This is a genomic window from Streptosporangiales bacterium (assembly GCA_009379825.1).
In the GTDB taxonomy this organism is placed as follows: Bacteria; Actinomycetota; Actinomycetes; order Streptosporangiales; family WHST01; genus WHST01.
The window spans coordinates 25,922-44,069 of sequence record WHTA01000032.1; the positions used below are offsets into that span (position 1 = coordinate 25,922).

Consider the following 18,148-nt stretch of genomic DNA (forward strand, 5'->3'; position numbering starts at 1 on the left):
GGCCCGGCACACCCGAACCCGGCCCGGTAGGCGCCACGAGCCGGCGCCAAGCCGGTAGACCTACCCAGAACCGGCACGCCCGAAGCCGGTCGGTAGGCGCCACGAGCCGGCGCCAGCGCCGAGCCGACAGGCACACCCCAACCCGCTCCGGTAGCCCGGACCCTTACTGGCACGCCCGACCCCGGTAGCCCACCACGAGCCGGCACACCCGACCCGGAGCCAGAACCGAGCGGTAGACCCACCCCAGCCGGCGCACCCGAACCCGGTCAGTGGCCTGTAGCACCCGGCCCGAGCCCGGCGTGGGCCGGTGGTTGTGGCAGATGGTCATCTCGGTCGGGTGGCTCGGTCTCGAACGGGTCACGACGGCTGTTGGCGGGTCCGGATGAGGTTACTGTCGGTCGGTCGGGCCGGGTGGGCCCCGGCGCGACCTGCCGCCAGCTCGCAGCTCGGGAGTGCCCATGTCACCCGGTCCGTCGTCGCCACGCTCACCGCCGTACTCGGGCTGCTCGCCCCTGTTGCCGTCGCGGCGCCCGCGCACGCCGTACGGTCGCCGCTGCCCGACGAGATCCAGCTGCCGGACGGGTTCCGTCCCGAAGGCATCGCCATCGGGCCCGGCCCGGTCGCGTACTTCGGCTCGCTCGCCGACGGCTCCATCTACCGGGCGAACCTGCTCACCGGCCGCGGCACGGTGGTCAGCGAGGGCCCCGGCACCCCGTCGGTCGGCATGAAGACCGACGGCCACGGCCGGCTGTTCATCGCGGGCGGCGCCGCCGGCGACGCACGCATCGTCGTCACCAGGTCCGGTGACGTCCTGGCGAGCTAGCAGCTGGCGGAGAGCACCGACACGTTCGTCAACGACGTGACGCCCGCGGGCGGCGGCGCCTGGTTCACCGGCTCCAGGCAGCAGGTCCTCTACAAGCTGCCGTTACGGGACGGGATCCCCGGCCAGGACGCCGTAAAGCGGATCGACCTGACCGGCGACCTCAGCTACCAGGAGGGGTTCAACCTGAACGGCATCGAGTCGCCCCCGGACCGCCGCGGCCTGCTCGCCGTCCAGTCGAACACCGGCAAGCTGTTCCGTATCGACCCGGCGTCCGGCGTGACCACGGAGGTCGACCTCGGCGGCGAGCTGGTGCCCGCCGGCGACGGCCTGCTGCTCGACGGCCGGAAGCCCTACGTCGTGCAGAGCGGCATGACGAATGCCGCGTCGCTGCTCGAGGTGAACGCGTCCGGCACCCGCGGCACGGTCGTCGAGCGGATCGCCGACCCGCGGATGGAGATGCAGTCCCCCACGACGGCCGGCCTCTTCGCCGACCAGGTGTACATCCCGCTGGCCAGGTTCGCCGTGCCGCCGGAGCCGACGACCGAGTACCGGGCCATCGCCGTCGACCGGAGGTGACGATCGGCCATTCTCTGACTAAAGTCAGAGGATGGACTCGGCTCTCGTCGCGCAGGTGCGCCGCTTCAACCGCACGGTGACCCAGCGGGTCGGTGCCCTCGAGGACGCGTACCTCGCCGGCGGCCGACCGCTCGGGCAGGCACGGGTGCTCTGGGAGATCGGCCCGGACGGCACCGAGGTCCGCGCCCTGCGATCCCGCCTGGACCTGGACTCCGGCTACCTCAGCCGGCTGCTGCGCGCCCTGACGGCCGAGGGGCTCGTCACGGTGCGAACCGACGGCGGCGACGCACGCGTGCGTACGGCACACCTCACCGCGGCCGGCCGTGCCGAGCGCGCCGAGCTGGACCGGCGCTCCGACGACCTGGCGACGTCGATCCTCGCCCCGCTCAACGACCGCCAGCGCGCCCGCCTGGTCGGCGCGCTGACGGAGGCCGAGCAGCTGCTGGTCGCGTCCATGGTCCACGTGGACGTCGTCGACCCCCGCCGCCGCGACGCCCGCCACTGCCTGCAGGCGTACTTCGCCGAGCTGGCGGAACGCTTCGAGGGCGGCTTCGAGCCGGCGCAGACCATGCCCGCCGACGCCGCCGACCTGACGGCTCCCGCGGGCCTGTTCCTGGTCGCGACGCTGCACGCCGAGCCGGTGGGCTGCGGCGGCCTCAAGCTCCACCCGGCCGGTTACGCCGACGTGAAGCGGATGTGGGTCGCCGCTGGCAGCCGTGGTCTCGGCCTCGGCCGCCGGCTGCTCGCCGAGCTGGAGGCGCGCGCCACCGACCACGGCGTCCACACCCTCCGCCTGGAGACGAACCGCGCCCTCACCGAGGCGATCGGCCTCTACCGGGCCGCCGGCTTCCGCGAGGTCCCAGCCTTCAACCCCGAGCCCTACGCCCACCACTGGTTCGAAAAACCCCTACCCCGCTAGCCGAACGAGCCAAGCGAGCCATGCAGGCACCCACCAACGCAAGCCGAAGCGAAGCGAGGCCCCCAACCACCAGCGCTTCCACAATGACCAGGGAACGTGGGGGGTACGGGGGCTCGGCCCCGTAAAGAAGTCGCGGCCCCGCGAAGGTGGTCAAAGCCACCGAGCAGGGGAGGCCGGCCCGTGGGCGCAACTGGGTTCGAACCAGTGACTCCCGCCTTGTAAGGGCGGTGCTCTACCGCTGAGCTATGCGCCCGCCAGTGCTGCAGCTTACAAGGCGCCGAGCGCCTCGACGTACGCCTCGCTGCTCCGGGCGTTGGGGATGGCGTTCAGCACCTGCCACCGGACGACGCCGTCGGTGTCGATGACGAAGGTGCCGCGGCGGGCGGCGCCGAGCTCGTCGTCGAACACGCCGTACTGCTGCGCGGTGGCGCCGTGCGGCCAGTGGTCGGAGAGCACCGGGAAGCTGAGGCGCTCCCGCTCGGAGAAGACACGCTGCACGAACGCGGAGTCGCACGAGACACCGAGGACCTGCACGGAGTCGTTCTGGAAGTCCTCGATCCGCTTCTGCAGCGCCTTCATCTCGCTCGTGCAGACGCCGGTGAAGGAGAACGGGTAGAAGACCAGGAGGACGGCCTTGTCGCCGCGGAAGTCCGCCAGCCGTGTGGTGGCGCCGAACTGGTCGGTGAGCTCGAATTCGGGCGCCTGGGCGCCGACGGGGAGCGCCCCGCTGAGCGCCGCTTCGGTGTCCGCGCTGCCGTCGGTCATCGCTTACCTTTCGCCCGTGGGGGTACCAGCCGGGTGCCGACCCAGTCCGCTGCTGCACTCACGCTACTGGTTGCCTGCAGGCCGGCGCTCACCGCACTCTCGCTGATCTCGCTCGGCTCGATGTGCTCCTCGCGGCCGGCCTTGGGCGTGAGGAGCCAGACCGTGCCGCCGTCGACGAGGGAGGACAGCGCGTCGAGCAGGCCGTCGGCCGGGTCGCCGTCGCTCTCGCGCCACCACAGCAGCACGACGTCCGCTACATCGTCGTAATCCTCGTCGACGAGTTCACTGCCGATGCGCTCTTCGACGGCCGCGCGGAGCGCGTCGTCGCAGTCGTCGTCGTATCCCAACTCCTGGACGATCTGGCCTGGCTTGAGCCCCAGCCGGTCGACGGCTGAGTTGTCCTGCCCGTCCGCGTGCTCCGCGGTCGCGCTCACTGCTCGGTCCTCCTCATTTCGGTTCTCCGCCGTTCTTCACGATTGTGGCGACAGTCCACACAAGTGACACACGGTGCGCAAGTCGCCACAGCCACAATGTGATGATTCAACTAACCGGGAAGGTAGCTGAACCGTACTCGTCGCGAGCGGTTATCGACGTTCACGTCCACCAGGGTGACGCTCTGCCACGTCCCCAGTGCAAGCTCCCCGCCGAGCACGGGGACCGTGACGTAGGGGGCGATGAACGCGGGTAGCACGTGTGACCTCCCGTGCCCCCGCGAGCCGTGCGCGTGCTGCCACCGGTCGTCGGCCGGCAGCAGGTCCTTCAGGGCGGCCAGCAGGTCCGCGTCGCTGCCCGCCCCCAGCTCCACCAGGGCCAGCCCGGCGGTCGCGTGCGGCACGAAGGCGTGCAGCAGGCCGTCACCAGCACCGATGTCCCTGAGGAACGCGTCGCACTCGCCGCTGAGGTCGATCACCGCCTCTCGGTTACCCGTCGCGACCTCGATCACACGCGTCTGCATGCCTCCATTCGACCAGTTCCCTCCTCCCGGGCAGACAGCTGGGCCACCCGACTACCCAGTTGGCGGTCAGAAGGCAGATGATGGGATAGCGAGGGTCACAAGCCTCTGCAGGCTGGCCAAAAGCCGAGACGAAGGTGAAGAGACTACGTTGTCTGCCGAACGCAAGCGGTTTCACGTAATCAGCGACGGGCTTCCCAGCCAGCTCCCGGACATCGACCCGACGGAGACCGAGGAGTGGTTGGAGTCCCTCGACAGCGTCATCGACGCGCACGGGCGCACCCGGGCGCGCTACGTGATGCTGCGCCTGCTCGAGCGGGCGAGGGAGCGCCAGGTCGGCGTGCCGGCCCTGCGCAGCACCGACTACATCAACACGATCCCGCCGGAGCGCGAGCCCTGGTTCCCCGGCGACGAGTACATCGAGCGGCGGATCCGGGCGTACATCCGGTGGAACGCGGCGGTGATGGTCAGCCGTGCGAACCGGCCGGGTCTCGGCGTCGGCGGGCACATCGCGAGCTACGCGTCCGCGGCGAGCCTCTACGAGGTGGGCTTCAACCACTTCTTCCGCGGTAAGAAGAGCGGGTCGGGCGACCACGTCTACATCCAGGGCCACGCCTCTCCCGGCATGTACGCCCGCGCGTACCTGGAGGGGCGGCTCAGCGAGCAGCAGCTGGACGGCTTCCGCCAGGAGCGGTCGACGGCCGGCGGCGGGCTGCCGTCGTACCCGCACCCCCGGCTGATGCCGGACTTCTGGGAGTTCCCGACGGTGTCCATGGGCCTCGGCCCGCTGAACGCGATCTACCAGGCACGGTTCAACCGCTACCTGCAGAACCGCGACATCAAGGACACCTCGGACTCGCACGTATGGGCGTTCGTCGGTGACGGCGAGATGGACGAGCCGGAGTCGGTCGGCGCCCTCTCGCTGGCCGCCCGCGAGGAGCTGGACAATCTCACCTTCGTCGTCAACTGCAACCTGCAGCGGCTGGACGGCCCGGTCCGCGGGAACGGCAAGATCATCCAGGAGCTGGAGTCGCTGTACCGCGGCGCCGGCTGGAACGTGATCAAGGTCATCTGGGGTCGTGACTGGGACCCGCTGCTCGCCCAGGACGTGGACGGCGTCCTGGTAAACAAGATGAACACGACGCCGGACGGTCAGTTCCAGACGTACGTGATCAGCGAGGGCGAGTACATCAGGGACACCTTCTTCGGTGACGACCCGCGGCTGCGCAAGATGGTCGCCGACCTCTCCGACGAGGACCTGCAGCGCCTCTCCCGCGGCGGGCACGACTACCGGAAGGTCTACGCGGCGTTCGAGGCGGCACGGGAGCACGTCGGGCAGCCCACGGTGATCCTCGCGCAGACGATCAAGGGCTGGACGCTGGAGAGCTTCGAGGGCCGGATGGCCACGCACCAGATGAAGAAGCTCACCAAGGACGACCTGAAGGAGTTCCGCGACCGGCTGTACCTGCCGATCTCGGACGAGGCCCTCGAGGCCGACCTGCCGCCCTACTACCATCCGGGCGAGAAGGACGACGAGATCCAGTACATGATGGAGCGGCGCCGTCAGCTCGGTGGCTTCCTGCCCGAGCGGATCGTTCGCGCCAAGCCGGTGAAGCTGCCGGGCGACGACGTGTACAAGGAGCTCAAACAGGGCTCGGGCAAGCAGAAGATCGCCACCACCATGGCGTTCGTCCGGCTGCTCAAGGACCTGATCAAGTCCGACGACCTGGGCAAGCGGTTCGTGCCGATCGCGCCGGACGAGTTCCGCACCTTCGGCATGGACTCGCTGTTCCCCTCGCAGAAGATCTACGCGCCGCACGGCCAGCAGTACGAGCCGGCGGACCGCAGCATGCTGCTCTCGTACCGCGAGTCCGAGCAGGGCCAGCTGCTGCACGAGGGCATCACCGAGTCCGGCGCGATGGGTTCGTTCATCGCCGCCGGCACGTCGTACGCCGTGCACGGCACGCCGATGGTGCCGGTCTACATCTTCTACTCGATGTTCGGCTTCCAACGTACGGGCGACCAGATGTGGGCCGCCGCGGACTCGATGGCCCGCGGTTTCCTGCTCGGCGCCACGGCGGGCCGCACTACGCTCACCGGCGAGGGCCTGCAGCACGCGGACGGCCACTCGCCGCTGCTCGCGTCCACCAACCCGGCGTGCGTGCACTACGACGCGGCCTGGGCGTACGAGCTCGCGTACATCGTGCAGGACGGCCTGCGGCGGATGTACTCGTCGTCGGAGGAGCACCCGAACGGCGAGAACGTCTTCTACTACCTGACGATCTACAACGAGCCGCTCGAGCAGCCGGCGGAGCCCGCGGACCTGGACGTGACGGGCCTGCTGAAGGGCATGTACCGCTACCGCACCGGGGCGGACGGCGCCGAACAGCCGCGCGCGCAGATCCTCGCGTCCGGCGTCGGCATGCCGTGGGCGGTGCAGGCGCAGCAGCTGCTGGCCGAGCAGTGGGGCGTCGCCGCCGACGTGTGGTCGGTCACGTCCTGGAACGAGCTGCGCCGGGACGCGGTCGAGTGCGACGAGTGGAACTACCTGCACCCGGACGACGAGCACCGTACGCCGTACGTGACGCAGGCGCTCGAGCAGTCGACCGGGCCGATCGTCGCGGTGAGCGACTTCATGCGTGCCGTACCTGACCAGATCTCCCGCTGGGTGCCTGGCGACTGGCTGGCCCTGGGCACGGACGGGTTCGGATTCTCCGACACCCGCGGCGCGGCGCGCAGGTACTTCCACATCGACGCCGAGTCGATCGTGCTCGGGGTGCTCACCCAGCTCGCCAAGCAGGGCCACGTGAAGCAGGAGGTCCTGCAGCAGGCGATCGACACCTACCACCTGCACGACGTCCAGGCGGCGGACCCCGGCGAGTCCGGCGGCGACGCCTGACCGCCACGGCCCGTAGTTGCGAGACTGGCGCTACGGGACGTCCCGAGCTATGGTCGGCGACACTCGACGGAATGTGTGTCGCTGTCTGCGGAGGTTGGCCATGTCGTGGAGACCTTCTTTTCTCGCAGGCCGCCGACGCCCGGTGACGGAGCTGGTCAAGCATCCCAACCTGGACGAGATCACCGGCATCGTCGGGCAGATCCCGTTGCTCGGTGTCGACGACTTGTACCTGCTCGGCGAGGTGTGGACGAACACCGCCGAGGTCGCGAGCGCGCGAGACCGTGCGCTCGATCCCGAGTGCCCGCTGGTGGTCGACGTGCTGCGCACGTTCGAGTCGATCACCACGACCTTCCGCGACACCCTCGCCGACGCGGAGCACCCGGACGCCGCCAACGATGGCCTCAAGGCCCTGCGTGACGCGGTCGCGGGCGCCTTCGCGCGACCGACGCTGTCCCGCCGCGAGTACAAGGTGCTGCTGCGGCCGTGGCGCACCGCGTTCCCCGTCCCCCGCCTCGACGTCGGCGACCTCGGCATCATCACCCCGTACTTCTAGGCCGTACTTCCGTCCCGGTTGTGGACGACGGCTTTTGACGACCCGCTGTGCGATGGCTAATTTAGTTCGTAATACCAACAGTTGATCGCGAAACCGGAGCCATGCCGCCACTTCAGGTACGTCCCACGCCCGACGACGGGACGAGGCAGAGCGAGACCGCGGTGTGGGACGAGTCCACGCGGCCCTCTGTCCCGGCACCGGATACCGACCGCCAGTACACACCGCACGAGCAGGCGTCCGGACGCCACTCGTCGACGTGCACGACCCCCTGCGGGACGAGCTCGCGCAGCTGCGCAGCCTCGCGGACCAGGTCGCGGCGGGCGAGCTGTCGGCCGGTCAGGCCCGCTCCCACCTGCACACGATGAGCATGCGGCAGAACAACTGGGCGCTCGGCGCGTACTGCGCGAACTACTGCCGCTTCGTCACCATGCACCACACGCTGGAAGACGTGCAGGTCTTCCCGCACCTGCGCCGCTCCGACCCCCGGCTGGTGCCGGTGCTGGACCGGCTCGAGGAGGAGCACCACACCATCCACGAGGTCCTCGAGAGCGTCGACCGTGCGCTGGTCGCGCTGGTCGCCGGCACCGGCGACATCGCCGACCTCAAGGAGACGGTGGACGTGCTCAGCGACGCCCTGCTGTCGCACCTCAGCTACGAGGAGCGCAAGCTGGTCGAGCCGCTGGCCAGGCTCGGCTTCCAGTAGGCGGCACCCGGGCTCAGCCGGGCAGCTCCCGGTCGCGGGTCCAGGCCAACAGCTGGTCCGGGCTCCAGGTGTTCACGATCCGTTCCTGCGGGACGCCGCACAGCACGGCGCGCTCGCAGCCGCTCGGTTGCCAGTCGAGCTGGCCGGGGGCGTGGGCGTCGGTGTCGATGGTGAAGATGCAGCCCGCCTCCACCGCCAGCCGCAGCAGGCGCTTCGGCGGGTCCTGCCGGTCGGCGCGGCAGTTGATCTCCACCGCCACCCCGAACCGCCGGCACGCCTCGAAGACGATCTCCGCGTCGAAGGTCGACTCGTTGCGCCGCTTCCCCTTGATCTTCCGCCCCGTGCAGTGCCCCAGTACGTCCACGCGCGGGTTCGCGACGGCGAGCACCATCCGCTTGGTCATCTCGCGCTCCGGCAGGTCCAGCTTGGAGTGCGAGCTGGCCACCACCACGTCGAGCTGGTCGAGCAGGTCCTCGTCCTGGTCCAGGCTGCCGTCCGCGAGGATGTCCACCTCGATGCCGCTGAGCAGCCGGAACGGCGCCAGCTGCTCGTTCAGCTCGCGCACCACGCCGAGCTGCTTGCGCAGCCGCTCGGCGGACAGGCCGTTCGCGACCCGCAGCCGCGGCGAGTGCTCGGTCACCGCCTGGTACGCGTGCCCGAGGTCGCGCGCCGTCGCGGCCATCACCTCGATCGGGCTGCCGCCGTCGGACCAGTCCGAGTGCGAGTGCAGGTCGCCGCGCAGCGCGGCCCGCAGCTCGGCGGCCGCCGCGCTCAGGTCGGTGCCCTCGGTCGCCTCCAGCCGCCTGAGGTAGACCGGCACCTCCCCCGCGTACGCCTCCGCGATCGCCGTCGCGGTGACCTTGCCGATGCCGGGCAGCTCCTGCAGGGTGCCGGCCGCGACCCGCCGCTCCAGCTCCCCTGGCGCGAGCTCGCGCAGCACGTCGGCCGCACCGCGGAAGGCACGCACCCGGTAGGTCGGCTCGTCGGCGCGCTCGAGGAGGAAGGCGATCCGCTCCATCGCCTGGACGGGTTCCACGGCACGACCGTACCCCCTGGCTACGTCGCTTCGGGGTGAACGGGTGTGTACACAGGCCGCACGCGACTACGCGTCCCTCCCGGTGACAGCGATACGCTGCTGAACGTGGAACGGCAGCGTGCCGCCACGATCCGCCGACTCGAGCGCGCCAGCGGTGAGCTCGCGACGAAGGCGGTCGGGCGAATGGAGCAACAGCTGCCCTGGTTTGCCGCCATGTCGGCCGAGGATCGCTCCTGGGTCGGGCTGGTCGCCCAGGCAGGTATCGCGTCGTTCACCGAGTGGCTGCGGCACCCGACCAGGCAGCCCAAGGTCTTCGGCGAGGTCTTCGGCACCGCGCCGCGGGAGCTGGCCAGGAAGGTGAGCCTGCAGCAGACCGTGGAGCTGGTACGAGCCACCCACGAGCTGGTCGAGTCGTACGTGGCAGAGCTCGCCGCCCCCGGCGACGAGTCCGGGCTGCGCGAGGCACTGCTCGTCTACTCCCGCGAGATCGCGTTCGCGTCCGCCCAGGTGTACGCGCAGGCGGCGGAGGCCCGCGGCGCCTGGGACGCCCGGCTCGAGGCCCTGGTGGTGGACGCCGTGCTGCGCGGCGAGGCGGACGAGTCGATCGCCTCGCGCGCGTCCGCGCTCGGCTGGCCGGCCCCGGATCGGATCGTCGTGGTCGTCGGCAGCCGGCCGGACACCGACCCGGAGACCGCGGTGAGCAACGTGCACCGGCGGGCCAGGCACGCCCACCTGGAGGTGCTCGCCGGGGTGCAGAGCGACCACCTGGCGATCCTGCTCGGCAGCGTCAGCGACCCGCTGGCGGTCGCCGCCGAGTTCGCGGACGAGTTCGGCAAGGGCCCGGTGGTGGTCGGCCCGGTCGTCGCCGACCTGCGGGCGGCGGTGCGGTCGGCGCAGGAGGCGTTCGCCGCCGAGCGTGCGGTCATCGCCTGGCCGGACGCGCCGCGGCTGATCGCCTCCGCGGACGTGCTGCCGGAACGCGCGCTCGACGGGGACGCGGCGGCCCGCCAGCACCTGGTGCGGGAGGTGTACGAGCCGCTGACCGCGAACCCGGTGCTGCTCGAGACCGTCGGCGCGTACCTGGACCAGGGCCACTCGCTCGAGGCATGCGCCCGGACGCTGTACGTACACCCCAACACCGTCCGGTACCGGTTACGCCGGGTCACGGAGGTCACCGGGTACCCGCCGACCACGTCGCGCGGCGCCTTCACGCTCCGGCTCGCCCTCGCCTTCGGCCGGCTAGGCGACCCCGCGTAACACCTGCTCGCGCAATTCCTGGTCGCCGCCGTTGTAGGTCTCCTACAATTGTTTGACATCCAACTTCGTACCGGACACCAGCCACAGCGGGGTGCCCGGGCCGGCAGGGTGGAGTAATGCTCGTTCTCGTCGCGCCCGGCCAGGGCGCTCAGACCCCTGGCTTCCTCACCCCGTGGCTGGAGCTCCCCGGATTCCGGAACCGACTGCACTGGCTCGGCACCTGCGCCGGGCTCGACCTGGTGCGGTTCGGCACCGAGGCGGACGCGGACGAGATCCGCGACACGGCGGTCACCCAACCGCTGCTGGTCGCGGCGAGCCTGGTCTCCGCGCTCGCGCTGTTCCCACACCCGGTGGACGCGTTCCGCAAGGTCGGCGCCGTCGCGGGGCACAGCGTCGGCGAGATCGCCGCGGCCGCCGGTGCCGGCGTCATCTCCGCGGAACAGGCGATGGTCTTCGTCCGGGAGCGCGGCGAGGCGATGGCCGCCGCCGCTGACCGCACCCCCACCGGCATGACGGCGGTGCTCGGCGGCGAGCAGGACGCCGTACTGGCCAAGCTGGAGGAGTACGGCCTCACCCCCGCGAACATCAACGGCGCCGGGCAGGTCGTCGCGGCCGGCGCGTTCCCCGACCTGGAGAAGCTGAAGGGCGACCCGCCGGAGGGCGCCAGGCTGCGCCCGCTGCAGGTGGCCGGCGCCTTCCACACCTCGTACATGGGCAGCGCCGTGGACGGGCTTCGCGCGTACGCGTCCGCCATGACCACCAGGGACCCGCGGACGAGGGTGCTGTCCAACTACGACGGCAGCGTCGTACACAGCGGCACGGAGGTGCTGGACCGGGTGGTGGAGCAGGTCGCGGCGCCGGTGCGCTGGGACCAGGTGATGGGCACGATGAGCGACCTCGGGGTCACCGCGGTCATCGAGATGCCGCCCGCCGGCACTCTCACCGGGCTGATCAAGCGCGCGCTGCCTGGCGTGGAGACGCTGGCGCTGAAGACCCCCGACGGCCTGCCGAGGGCCAAGCAGCTCGTCGAGGAACACGGTGAGCCGAGCCCGCTGGAGAACCAGCCGACCTGGCGGCTCGTGGTCGCGCCCGCCGCCGGCACGTTCCGCCGCGGCGACGCAGAACCCGGCAGCACCGTACCGACAGGCGGCGAGATCGGCAGCCTCGTCGCCCGCCGCAACGAGCAACCGATCACCGCACGACACGGCGGCACGGTGGTGGAGTGGCTCGTGGAGGACGGCGACCCCGTCTCGCCCGGCCAGCCCCTCGTCCGTCTGCACCCGGAGGTGTCCTCGTGAAGGTCGCACCCGCCGTTCCCGGCGCCCGCATGCTCTCTCTCGGTACCTACCGCCCGAGCCGCGTCGTCACCAACGACGAGGTGGCGCCGCAGATCGACTCGAGCGACGAGTGGATCCGCAGCCACACCGGCATCATCACCCGCAGGTGGGCGGACACCGAGACGGTCGCCGACATGGCCACCGCCGCCGGCGAGAAGGCGCTGGCGAACGCCGGCGTCGACCCCGCGGACATCGACCTGGTGATCGTGGCGAACTGCACGCACCACATGCAGACGCCGGCCGCGAGCAGCGAGGTGGAGGACCGGCTCGGCCTGACCAAGGCCGGCGCCATGGACCTCAACGCCGCCTGTGCCGGGTTCGCGTACGCGCTCGCCACCGCGAACGACATGGTGCGCGCAGGTACGGCGCGGTACGTCCTCACCATCGGCTCTGAACGGTTCAGGGAGATCATCGACCCGTACGACCGCACCATGGCCATGCTGTGGGGCGACGGCGCCGGGGCCGTGGTGGTCGGCCCGTCCGACGAGCCGGGCATCGGTCCTGTGGCGTGGGGCAGCGACGGCGCCCGCATCGAGACGGTGCAGCAGGAGCCCAACTACATCGAGGTGTTCCAAGCCGCCCAGGAGGGCAAGGCGCTGCCGCCGACGGCGCTGCGGATGCAGGGTCCGAAGGTCTTCCGCTGGGCCAGCTACGAGATGGTGCCGGTCGCCAAGAAGGCGCTCGAGCGCGCCGGTGTGCAGCCGGAGGAGCTGTCCGCGTTCATCCCGCACCAGGCGAACACGAGGATCATCGACGTGCTCGCCCGCGGCCTGAAGCTGCCGGACTCGGTCGTGGTCGCCAAGGACATCGAGGGGCAGGGCAACACGTCGTCGGCGTCGATCCCGCTCGCGATGGGCGCGCTGCTGGAACGCGGTGAAGTGAGCAGCGGCGGCCTGGCGTTGTTCGTGGGCTTCGGCGCGGGTCTCACCTACGCTGCCCAGGTGGCGATGATCCCCTGACGTCGACCACGGGACAACAGAAGTACGCCCGCGTCCGCGGGTGCGCAACCAACCACGAGAAGGAGCACAGCCAGATGGCAGCAAGCGAGCAGGAGATCCTCAACGGCCTGGCGGACATCGTCAACGAGATCGCCGGCGTGCCGACCGAGGACGTCCAGCTGGACAAGAGCTTCACCGACGACCTGGAGGTCGACTCCCTGGCCATGGTGGAGGTCGTCGTCGCCGCCGAGGAGAAGTTCGACGTAAAGATCCCCGACGACGACGTGAAGAACCTCAGCACGGTCGGCGACGCCGTCAACTACATCAAGCAAGCCAGCTGACGGTGCGGCGAGCCGGTTCGAACAGCGACGAGGAGGGAGTAGCAGCAGATGGGCGCTGACCGACGTGTAGTGGTCACCGGGCTTGGCGCGTTCTCTCCCCTGGGCGCCGACGCCGGCAGCACGTGGACGGAGATGCTGGCAGGTACCTCGGGGGTCGTCGCGTTGACCGACGAGCTCTTCGCCGACCTGCCGGCACGCATTGCCGGCCGGGCGGCGGTGGAACCCACCGACGTGCTCGACCGGGTCGAGGCCCGCAAGCTGGACCGGTCCGGGCAGATGGCGATGATCGTCGCCCGGGAGGCGTGGCAGTCGGCCGGCGACCCGCAGACGCCGCCGGAACGCCGCGGCGTGGTGATGGCGACCGGCATCGGTGGTCTCACCACGTTGCTGGCGCAGTACGACAACCTGAAGGAGAAGGGGCCGCGGCGGGTCAGCCCGCTGACCGTCCCGATGCTGATGCCGAACGGGCCTGCGGGTGCCGTCGGTATCGATCTCGGCGCGCAGGCCGGCGTGCACGTGCCGGTGAGCGCGTGCGCGTCCGGCGCGGAGGCCGTGGCGAACGGGTACCAGATGATCGTGGACAACCGTGCCGACGTCGTCATCGCCGGCGGCACGGAGGCGGTCATCCACCCGCTCCCGCTTGCGGCGTTCGCGAACATGATGGCGCTCTCCAAGCGCAACGACGAGCCGCAGCGGGCCTCCCGCCCGTTCGACAAGGGCAGGGACGGGTTCGTCATGGGCGAGGGCGCCGCCGCGCTCGCGCTCGAGTCGCTGGAGTCGGCGCAGGCGCGGGGTGCCACCATCTACGCCGAGGTGCTCGGCTACGGGCTGAGCAACGACGCGCACCACATCGCCCAGCCGGAGCCGGAGGGCAACGGCATCAGGCGCGCGATCAAGGCCGTGCTCGCCAACACCGGCGTCGAGCCGGCGTCGGTGGCGCTCATCAACGCGCACGCGACGTCCACACCGCTCGGTGACGTCGCAGAGGCGACCGCCATCCGGGCGATGCTCGGCAACGAGGCCGCAGACAACCTGGTCATCACCGCACCCAAGTCGCTGCACGGGCACCTGCTCGGCGCGGCCGGCGCCATCGAGTCGCTCGCGACCGTGCTGGCGCTGCACCACCGGGTGGTGCCACCGACCATCAACGTGGACGACCTCGACGACGAGATGTCGCTGGACATCGCCACCGAGAAGCGCACACTGCCCGACGGGCGGCTGGTGGCGTTCAACAACGCGTTCGGATTCGGCGGCGCGAACGCGATCGTCGCGTTCGCCACGCACAACTGACAGCCGCTGCGCCGCACACCCACGGCGCACGGCACCCCAACGAAGCCTGCACACTCTGGAGGTCGTTTCGTGACGGTCACCGCCAACTCCACCTCGGCGACCGAAGTCGACGTGCGCGAACCGCGCGTCCGCCTCGCCCGCCTCTTCGACGCCGACACGTTGGCGCTGATCAGTGCGGAAGACGACAGCGGCTTCCTCGTGGGCCGCGGCATGATCGACGGCGCACCCGCCATCGCGTTCGCCAGCGACGCCAGGGTGCAGGGCGGCGCGATGGGTATCGACGGCTGCACCCGCGTCGTGCAGGCCTACCAGACGGCCGTCGCCGAAGGCGTGCCGATCATCGGCCTGTGGCACTGCGGCGGCGCGCGGCTGCGCGACGGCGTGGAGAGCCTGGACGCGGTCGGCCGGGTGTTCCACGCCATGACGCTCGCGTCCGGCAAGGTGCCGCAGATCTCCGTGGTGCTCGGCCCGGCCGCCGGGGGCGCCGCGTACGGTCCCGCGCTCACCGACTTCGTGGTGCTCAGCGGCAGCAGCGGCCGGCTGTTCGTCACCGGCCCCGACGTGGTGCGCAGCGTCACCGGCGAGGACGTGGACATGCTGCGGCTGGGGGGACCCGAGCCGCACGGCAGGCGCAGCGGTGTGGTGCACGTGGTCAGCGAGGACGACGACGACGCGTTCGCCAAGGCACGACAGCTCGCGGCGCTGCTCGGCGCACAGGGCCAGATGGGCGAGGTCGAGGCCCGCGACTTCGGCGTGTTGCTGCCAGACAACCCCAAACGTGCCTACGACGTACACCCGCTCATCGACGCCATCCTGGACGAGCCGGGGCTCGAGCTGCACCCCCGCTGGGCGCCGAACGTGGTCACCACTCTCGGCCGGTTCGGCGGCCGCACCGTCGGTGTCGTCGCGAACAACCCCATGCGGCTCGGCGGCTGTCTGGACGCGGCCAGCGCAGAGAAGGCGGCGCGCTTCGTCCGTACCTGTGACGCGTTCGGCGTGCCGCTGGTGGTGCTCGTAGACGTCCCTGGCTACCTGCCCGGCGTCGGACAGGAGTGGGACGGCATCGTCCGCCGCGGCGCGAAGCTGCTGCACGCGTTCTCCGAGTGCACCGTGCCGCGGGTGACGCTCGTGACGCGGAAGGCGATCGGCGGCGCGTACATCGCCATGAACTCCCGCGCGCTCGGCGCGACGAAGGTGTTCGCCTGGCCGCAGGCCGAGGTGGCGGTGATGGGTGCCGTCGCCGCGATCCGGGTGCTGCACAGGAGGCGGCTGGCCGAGGTACCGGAAGACCAGCTGACGCAGGTGGAGCAGGAGCTGGCCGACGAGCACGAGCGGATCAGCGGCGGTATCGCCCGGGCCAAGGACATCGGCGTCGTCGACGAGATCATCGAGCCCGCGGACACCCGGACGGCCATCGCCGGCGCGATCGCCACCGCCCCGGACGGCACGAGCACGCACGGCAACATCCCGCTGTGACCGCCGGCTCGGCTGGGTGCGCCGATCGCCGAGCATGTACCGGTATACGGCGAATTTTGCTGTAGTCACGCGCTGACAATGCGCAGTGCTCGACGGCGTGCTTCGCTGACCACCGCAGTCGACCCTCGAGCGTCCATAGGCTGGTAGGTTAAACCGCCGATCCGGGGGCGACGCATGCCGAAAAGCACCGAACGAGCGCCCGTGCCCAGCAGGGCACGCCGACGCACCAAGCGACTCCTGGTCGCGCTGGGCGTGGTGCTGCTCCTGGTCTCCGCCGCCGCGACCGGCTACGGCTACACCATGCACCGCTACGACCAGAACGTCGCGCGCGAGAAGGGCGTCATCGACGAGAACCGCAAGGACCGGCCGAACAAGGCGCTCGACGTAGAGGCGCAGAACTGGCTGGTCGTCGGTTCCGACACCAGGGCGAAGGACGGCACCTCGGGCGAGGACGCGAAAGGGCCGTTGTGGCAGCGGGGCGCGCAGCGCACCGACACCATGATGATCGTGCACCTCGCCGAGGACAACGAGCAGATCTCCGTCACGTCGCTGCCACGCGACACCTGGGTGGACATCCCCGGCCACGGCAAGGGCAGGCTCAACGCGGCGTTCTCGTACGGCGGGCCGCGGCTGCTCGTCCGTACCGTGGAACAGCTCACCAGCGTCCCGATCGACCATTACGCCGCCATCGACTTCGCCGGCTTCAAGACGATGACCAACGCCGTCGGTGGCGTCGACGTCACCGTGCCCCGTACGGTCACCGACTGCTCGAACGGCACCGTGTGGCGCAAGGGCAAGCACCACCTGAACGGCCGGCGGGCACTGCTGTACGTACGGCAGCGCTGCGGCCTGCCGAACGGTGACCTGGACCGGATCCGTAGGCAGCAGGCCTTCCTGCTGGCGCTGCTCGACCGGGCGCGCAGCAAGGACGTACTCGCCAGCCCCCGCCGCCTCGACCAGCTCCTCGACGCGACGAGCAAGTCGATCACCGTCGACGACTCGGTCAGCGGCGGGATGCTGCGCTCCTTGGCCTTCCACTACCGGAACACCCGCCAGGACGACCTCACGTTCCTCACCCTGCCGATCAGGGGCGGCGGCATGGTCGCCGGCCAAGCGGTGCTCTTCATGGACGACGCGAAGGCCGCGAAGCTCTTCAAGGCATTGCGCAACGACACCGTCGACGAGTACGCAGAAGACGAAGGCGGCGAAGGCAACAACCTCAAGCCACCCGCCTAGCGCCGTAGCCGAGAGCCGTCGCGGTGTGACGGCAACCGGCGAGGTGTCGCAGCTGACCGCGCGCCAGTAGCTCCCGGGCGGCGTGCAGGCACGCGCCGTGCGGGGACAGGGGCGGCCGCTCGCGGCCTGCGGAGCGCGACACTGGCCGCGTAGAGGCGGCCAGGACGACCGTGAGCCGCCCGCACATGGGGGTAGTCAGCAACAGCCGGTGAGTTCGGTGGAGCGCCGCAGTGCCGCCCGCAGAGGGCCCGTAGTCGACCGCGCGCCGTTCGCAGCCCAGCTAGCGCTGTAGTCAGCGGCGACCATTCGCAACTGCGCCGCAAGGCGGTGCCGCCCGCAGAGGCCTGTAGTCAGCGACGGCTGCGGGTTACATGGCGGCGTGCAGCCAGCGCACGGGGGCGCCGTCGCCGGCGAAGCGGAAGGGCTCCAGCTCGTCGTCCCAGGGGCTGCCTAGCAGGCGGTCTACCTCGTGGCGCAGCGTGCTCTGGCCGTCCTGGGTGGCGACCACTGCCGCGCGGAGCCGGTGCTCGGAGACCAGGATGTCGCCCTCGACGCCGGTGACGCCGGCGAACATGCCAAGCGCAGGCGTCCACATGAACCGGGAGCCGTCGCAGTCCTCGCTGGGGTCCTCGGTCACCTCGTAGCGCACCCGGTCCCAGCCGCGCATCGCCGAGGCGATCAGCGCTGCCGTGCCTGGCCGCCCCTGCCAGCACACCTCGGCACGCATGGTGCCAGGAGACGCCGATTGCGGGGCCCATTCGAGGGAAACGCGTACGCCAAGGACGCCCGACGCGGCCCACTCCACATGTGGGCACATCGCGGGCGGCGCAGAGTGGACGTACAAGACGCCGCGTGCCGTCACAGTTGCCTCCTTCTCCCGGCGTGGAACGCCTTCCCCAGCGGCCCTGCCAGCAGATTCGACAACTGCGCGACTCCTATTGTGCCCCAGGTGCCCCACCTGCACCAAACGACACCGCGTACGCGCACGCGGTGTCTCCCCCAACTCACGCAAGCCAATCTGGCACGACCGAGCGCTCCACGCGCCGC

General features: G+C 70.7%; 15 protein-coding genes, 1 tRNA gene and 2 pseudogenes. 12 read left to right on the forward strand and 6 right to left on the reverse strand.

The window, feature by feature from the left end:
* Window positions 1–382 precede the first annotated feature (382 nt).
* Together GEV07_16510 and GEV07_16515 are read left to right on the forward strand one after the other, a co-directional pair.
* A pseudogene (locus tag GEV07_16510) lies at window positions 383–1,399 on the forward strand (superoxide dismutase).
* A gap of 31 nt (window positions 1,400–1,430) precedes the next feature.
* Window positions 1,431–2,318: a GNAT family N-acetyltransferase gene (locus GEV07_16515; protein ID MQA04254.1), complete on the forward strand. Its 888-nt coding sequence runs from the start codon at window positions 1,431–1,433 to the stop codon at window positions 2,316–2,318.
* A gap of 181 nt (window positions 2,319–2,499) precedes the next feature.
* On the opposite strand, the gene GEV07_16520 is transcribed toward GEV07_16515, so the two are convergent.
* The 4 genes from GEV07_16520 to GEV07_16535 all read right to left on the reverse strand — a co-directional run bounded on the left by GEV07_16520 (window position 2,500) and on the right by GEV07_16535 (window position 4,038).
* A tRNA-Val gene (locus GEV07_16520) sits at window positions 2,500–2,571 on the reverse strand.
* Between the two features lie 14 nt (window positions 2,572–2,585).
* The gene (locus GEV07_16525; GenBank protein MQA04255.1) at window positions 2,586–3,083 is read right to left on the reverse strand and encodes a redoxin domain-containing protein; all 498 of its coding nucleotides are present in this window, start codon (window positions 3,081–3,083) and stop codon (window positions 2,586–2,588) included.
* Window positions 3,080–3,517, reverse strand: a complete 438-nt coding sequence (locus tag GEV07_16530) for a DUF3052 family protein (GenBank protein ID MQA04256.1) — start codon at window positions 3,515–3,517, stop codon at window positions 3,080–3,082. The genes GEV07_16525 and GEV07_16530 overlap by 4 nt, the downstream gene beginning before the upstream one ends.
* Before the next feature lie 110 nt (window positions 3,518–3,627).
* A complete protein-coding gene (locus tag GEV07_16535; GenBank protein ID MQA04257.1) occupies window positions 3,628–4,038 on the reverse strand; it encodes a YjbQ family protein in 411 nt (136 codons plus the stop codon).
* Window positions 4,039–4,186: 148 nt separating this feature from the next.
* On the opposite strand from GEV07_16535, the gene aceE reads away from it, so the two are divergent.
* The 3 genes and pseudogenes from aceE to GEV07_16550 all read left to right on the forward strand — a co-directional run bounded on the left by aceE (window position 4,187) and on the right by GEV07_16550 (window position 8,190).
* Window positions 4,187–6,934, forward strand: coding sequence for a pyruvate dehydrogenase (acetyl-transferring), homodimeric type (gene aceE, locus GEV07_16540; GenBank protein ID MQA04258.1), 2,748 nt, complete (start codon window positions 4,187–4,189; stop codon window positions 6,932–6,934).
* 142 nt (window positions 6,935–7,076) lie between these two features.
* Window positions 7,077–7,487 (forward strand): hypothetical protein, encoded by a 411-nt coding sequence (locus GEV07_16545; GenBank protein ID MQA04259.1) that lies wholly within the window; start codon window positions 7,077–7,079, stop codon window positions 7,485–7,487.
* A 101-nt stretch (window positions 7,488–7,588) separates the two neighbouring features.
* A pseudogene (locus GEV07_16550) lies at window positions 7,589–8,190 on the forward strand (hypothetical protein).
* Window positions 8,191–8,203: 13 nt separating this feature from the next.
* Here the strand turns inward: GEV07_16550 and GEV07_16555 are convergent.
* Window positions 8,204–9,208 (reverse strand): PHP domain-containing protein, encoded by a 1,005-nt coding sequence (locus GEV07_16555; protein MQA04260.1) that lies wholly within the window; start codon window positions 9,206–9,208, stop codon window positions 8,204–8,206.
* A 201-nt stretch (window positions 9,209–9,409) separates the two neighbouring features.
* Here GEV07_16555 and GEV07_16560 point away from each other — a divergent pair, with 201 nt between their 5' ends.
* The 7 genes from GEV07_16560 (at window position 9,410) to GEV07_16590 (ending at window position 17,101) form a co-directional block, all read left to right on the forward strand.
* Window positions 9,410–10,483 (forward strand): PucR family transcriptional regulator, encoded by a 1,074-nt coding sequence (locus GEV07_16560; GenBank protein ID MQA04261.1) that lies wholly within the window; start codon window positions 9,410–9,412, stop codon window positions 10,481–10,483.
* Between the two features lie 116 nt (window positions 10,484–10,599).
* Window positions 10,600–11,781 (forward strand): acyltransferase domain-containing protein, encoded by a 1,182-nt coding sequence (locus GEV07_16565; protein ID MQA04262.1) that lies wholly within the window; start codon window positions 10,600–10,602, stop codon window positions 11,779–11,781.
* 29 nt (window positions 11,782–11,810) lie between these two features.
* Window positions 11,811–12,779, forward strand: coding sequence for a beta-ketoacyl-ACP synthase III (fabH, locus tag GEV07_16570; GenBank protein MQA04263.1), 969 nt, complete (start codon window positions 11,811–11,813; stop codon window positions 12,777–12,779).
* A 74-nt stretch (window positions 12,780–12,853) separates the two neighbouring features.
* Entirely contained in the window at window positions 12,854–13,099 is a 246-nt protein-coding gene (locus GEV07_16575; protein MQA04264.1) for an acyl carrier protein, read from the forward strand.
* 48 nt (window positions 13,100–13,147) lie between these two features.
* On the forward strand, window positions 13,148–14,389 hold the full coding sequence (locus tag GEV07_16580) for a beta-ketoacyl-ACP synthase II (protein ID MQA04265.1): 1,242 nt from the start codon (window positions 13,148–13,150) through the stop codon (window positions 14,387–14,389).
* A 69-nt stretch (window positions 14,390–14,458) separates the two neighbouring features.
* Window positions 14,459–15,865 (forward strand): acyl-CoA carboxylase subunit beta, encoded by a 1,407-nt coding sequence (locus GEV07_16585; protein ID MQA04266.1) that lies wholly within the window; start codon window positions 14,459–14,461, stop codon window positions 15,863–15,865.
* Between the two features lie 174 nt (window positions 15,866–16,039).
* On the forward strand, window positions 16,040–17,101 hold the full coding sequence (locus GEV07_16590) for a LytR family transcriptional regulator (protein MQA04267.1): 1,062 nt from the start codon (window positions 16,040–16,042) through the stop codon (window positions 17,099–17,101).
* A gap of 367 nt (window positions 17,102–17,468) precedes the next feature.
* Here GEV07_16590 and GEV07_16595 read toward each other — a convergent pair whose 3' ends face one another.
* On the reverse strand, window positions 17,469–17,963 hold the full coding sequence (locus tag GEV07_16595; GenBank protein MQA04268.1) for a DUF3145 family protein: 495 nt from the start codon (window positions 17,961–17,963) through the stop codon (window positions 17,469–17,471).
* Window positions 17,964–18,148: the final 185 nt, after the last annotated feature.